Genomic DNA, 3,673 nt, shown 5'->3' with positions numbered 1-3,673 from the left:
CGATCACCGCGGCCGTCGTCGCGAACACCATCCCGACGCCCGCGATCCCCAGCCCGAAGGCCAGCGCGCCCGCCGCGCCCTGCCCGGCGAGCCCGGCCGCGACCAGCAGCGCCAGCGCGCCGTTCGCGACCGCCGCCATGAGCAGCGCCGCCGTCAACGGCGCCCGGCGCCCCACCATCCCCGACGCGACCACCTCCAGACGGCCGCTCTCCTCCTCGTCGCGGGTGTGGCGGATGACGACGAGGAGGCTCATCACGGCGGCGAGGGCACCGGCGTAGACGCCGACGCGCCACGCGGTCAGGGCGCCGAGGGAGTCGTCGAACACGGGTCCGACCAGGGCGCGCAGCGACGAGTTGGTGGTCATCTGGCGCATCAGGTCGGCGCGTTCGGCGGCGGTGCCGTACAGGCTGCGCAGGCTGTTCGGCATGGAGAGGACCATCAGTCCCGTCACCGAGACCCAGACCGGCACCATCACCCGGTCCCGCCGCAGGGCGAACCGCAACAGGATCCCCGTACCGGCCAGTTGGCGTGCCCCACCCGACCGCACGGCGAACGAGGAGGCCGACGGCCTCGAAGGTGACGGTGACGACGAGGGCGTGGACGCGGAGGCGTTGTCGACGGCGGTCATCGCGCGGCCGTCCTCTCCGGCGAGCGGGAGGCGGCGTCGCCCTGGTCGTCCTGGTAGTGCCGCAGGAACAGTTCCTCCAGCGTGGGCGGCGTCGAGGTCAGGGACCGTACGCCCGACTCGGTCAACGAGCGCAGGACGGCGTCGAGTTTGTCGGTGTCGACCTGGAGGCGGACCCGGTTGCCCTGCACGTCGAGGTCGTGGACGCCGGGGAGGTGGGACAGGTCGCCCGGTGGGGAGGCGAGTTCGGCGGCGACGGCCGTGCGGGTCAGATGGCGCAGGTCGGCCAGGGAGCCGCTCTCGACGGTGACGCCCTTGCGGATGATGCTCACCCGGTCGCACAACTCCTCGACCTCGCTGAGGATGTGGGACGACAGCAGGACGGTGCGGCCCCGGTCGCGTTCCTCGCGGACGCAGTGCTGGAAGACCTCCTCCATCAGCGGGTCGAGGCCGGAGGTCGGTTCGTCGAGGATGAGCAGGTCGACGTCGGAGGCGAACGCGGCGACGAGGGCGACCTTCTGGCGGTTGCCCTTCGAGTAGGTGCGGCCCTTCTTCGTCGGGTCCAGCTCGAAGCGTTCGATCAGCTCGGCGCGGCGGCCGGCGTCGAGACCTCCGCGCAGCCGGCCGTAGAGGTCGATGACCTCGCCGCCGGACAGGTTCCGCCAGAGGGTGACGTCGCCGGGTACGTACGCGATGCGGCGGTGGACCTCCACCGCGTCCTTCCACGGGTCGCGGCCGAGGATCCGGGTGGCCCCGGCGTCGGCGCGGAGCAGGCCGAGGAGGACGCGGATGGCGGTGGACTTGCCGGCGCCGTTGGGGCCGAGGAAACCGTGGACCTCGCCGGACTCGACGGTCAGGTCGAGACCGGCGAGCGCGTGGGTCCGTCCGAAGGACTTGTGGAGTCCGGAGACCTCGATGGCTGGGTTGGCCTTCGTCATGCTTCAGAACGTACGCTTACTTCAGAAATTTGTGAAGTTAAGGAAGCGTATGAATTGCCAGTAGACTGATCGGCAGGGGGCTGCGGTGTGACTGGGGTGCCTGACCAGGGGAGATGATCCAGCGATGGCGGAATCGACGTCCGAGGCCGAGGCCGAGCCCGAGGCCGAAGCCGAGCTTGAGGCCGAGACCGAGCTTGAGGCCGAGTCCGAGGGCAAGGTCCAGGCCGGGGCCGGGGCTGAGTCGGCGGAGGGTGCGGGGCGGGATCCCGAGGCGGTCTCGCGTTTCGTCGAGCACTTCGCGGCGCAGCTCGTCGAGGCCGGGATGCCGCGGATGCCGGCGCGGGTCTTCGCCGCGCTCCTCGCCTCCGACACCGGCGCGCTGACCTCCGCCCAGCTGGGCGAACAGCTGCAGATCAGCCCCGCCGCCGTGTCGGGCGCCGTCCGCTATCTGGCTCAGGTGCACCTGGTGTCACGCGAGCGTGAGCCCGGTTCACGGCGTGAGCGCTACCGCGTCCACAGCGACCAGTGGTACGAGGCCCTCACCAACCGTGAGGCGATCATGAAGCGGTGGGAGGACGCGTTGCGCGAGGGCGTCGCGAGCCTCGGCGCCGACAGCCCGGCGGGGCGCCGCCTCAGCGAGACCCTCGCGTTCTTCGAGTTCGTCGAGGTGGAGGTCGAGGCGATGATGGCCCGTTGGCGTATCCATCGCGACCAGCTGTTCGGCGGGGACTGACTGCGGAGGCCGCGGGGCCCGGCGCCCGGCGTCGGAACGTCTGGCGCCTGGCGCCCGGCCTCTCCGCTACTCGGCGGAGTCGGCGGCCCTTTCCGTACGGCTCGCCAGGCGTTCGTAGCGTTGGCGGGCGGCCTGCGGCGTCTGAAGGCCCAGCCCGAACGCGATCTCCGGCCAGGTCATGCCCCGGCCCCGGGCCATCTCCAGGAGCCCGACCTCCAACTCGTCCATCTCCGCGCGGGCCGGCGGAACGAGGCTCAGCGCGGCGGTGATGTCCGCCCGGTCGACCTCCGGTTCCCCGTCCTCCAGCAGCGCGGCGCCACTGAGCAGGAACGACACCAGCCGCACGGCCTCGTGCGGGCCCAGCACGTGCGGGTGCACCTGCCGACGGCGCTGCCCGTCCGTGGCCGCGTGCCGCTCGGCGATACGGAACAACGAGGTGTACGTCCGCTGCGCCCGCGCCTCGCCCGCGCTCGGGGGCGTGAACGGATCGGAGGGGCTGGAGGTGTCCGGGAACGGCGTCGACGCATCCGAGGGCTTCGAAGTCATGGGCTCAGCATCGGATGCAAACAACTCGTTGTCAACGCTTTGTTGCTGATCCCTGCCAGGGAGGGCGGAGTCGCCGTGAGGGCCGTGCCCGTTGCTACTCTCCGCGTCCACGACGGCGGTGATGGCGGGGGGCGACCATGGGATCGGACACGGAAGCGGGGGCGACGAGTCCGTCGACTCCTTCCCGTTCCTGGTCGAGGGGGGTGGCGCCGGGCGTCCTCCTCGGAGGGCCGGCCGCGGTGGTGTCGGTCGTCGCCATCGGGAGGGCATGGGCCGCATGCGACGTCGGCGGCGGCGGGAACGGCATCACGCTGCTCCTCCTCGCCCCGGTCATCTGGGTCGCCGCGGCGGTCCCCTGGCTCGTTCTGCACGGCACACTCGGACGCCGTCACCGAGGGGCGGCGCTGGCCGTGGGGCTGGTGTTCACGCTGTGGTTCACGTGGTTCCTCGTGACCTGGCTGGGCATCCCGGACTCGTATCCCGCGCCCCTCTGCCCGGGCAACGTCCCCCCGTGGTGGCCGAGCCTCCTCCCCACCTGACCCTGCGCGGCAGCCTGGCCGAAACGCCCTGCCCGGCGCCCCGTGAACGTGCCGGCCGTTCCGCGCCGCCGCCGTAGGATCCGGCGAGGGCGTGGTGGTGATCGACTCCGGAGGCATCGGCGGCATGGACGAGCGACGGTTACGGCCCGGGGGAGCGCCGGACGGGGAGCGACAGCCGGGGGAAGCCGCACCCGGACCCGTACCGGGACCCACTCCCGGACCGGCACCCACTCCCACGCCCGGACCCAAACCCGCACCGGCTCCCGGACCCGCACCCACTCCTGGACCTGTC

4 protein-coding genes and 1 pseudogene are annotated in these 3,673 nt (G+C 72.1%); 2 read left to right on the top strand and 3 right to left on the bottom strand.

Annotation, left to right across the window (positions count from 1 at the left end; all coding sequences use genetic code 11):
- Both AOK23_RS42095 and AOK23_RS42090 read right to left on the bottom strand, forming a co-directional pair.
- A pseudogene (locus AOK23_RS42095) lies at positions 1–628 on the bottom strand (ABC transporter permease); the annotation flags it as partial.
- Entirely contained in the window at positions 625–1,563 is a 939-nt protein-coding gene (locus tag AOK23_RS42090; RefSeq protein ID WP_055717670.1) for an ABC transporter ATP-binding protein, read from the bottom strand. The pseudogene AOK23_RS42095 and the gene AOK23_RS42090, both read right to left, overlap by 4 nt.
- 124 nt (positions 1,564–1,687) lie before the next feature.
- Here AOK23_RS42090 and AOK23_RS42085 point away from each other — a divergent pair, with 124 nt between their 5' ends.
- Positions 1,688–2,296: a GbsR/MarR family transcriptional regulator gene (locus tag AOK23_RS42085; protein WP_055717669.1), complete on the top strand. Its 609-nt coding sequence runs from the start codon at positions 1,688–1,690 to the stop codon at positions 2,294–2,296.
- Between the two features lie 66 nt (positions 2,297–2,362).
- Here the strand turns inward: AOK23_RS42085 and AOK23_RS42080 are convergent, their stop codons facing one another.
- Positions 2,363–2,842, bottom strand: a complete 480-nt coding sequence (locus AOK23_RS42080; protein ID WP_055717668.1) for a hypothetical protein — start codon at positions 2,840–2,842, stop codon at positions 2,363–2,365.
- Positions 2,843–2,979: 137 nt separating this feature from the next.
- Between AOK23_RS42080 and AOK23_RS42075 the strand changes: the two genes are divergently transcribed.
- Positions 2,980–3,381 carry a hypothetical protein gene (locus tag AOK23_RS42075; RefSeq protein ID WP_240496822.1) on the top strand — a complete coding sequence of 134 codons (402 nt, stop codon included), beginning with the start codon at positions 2,980–2,982 and terminating at the stop codon, positions 3,379–3,381.
- Positions 3,382–3,673 lie beyond the last annotated feature (292 nt).

The organism is Streptomyces torulosus (assembly GCF_001419765.1).
In the GTDB taxonomy this organism is placed as follows: domain Bacteria; phylum Actinomycetota; class Actinomycetes; order Streptomycetales; family Streptomycetaceae; genus Streptomyces; species Streptomyces torulosus.
The sequence above is the reverse complement of the archived record's forward strand: the minus strand, read 5'-3'. Positions and strand labels throughout refer to the sequence as shown.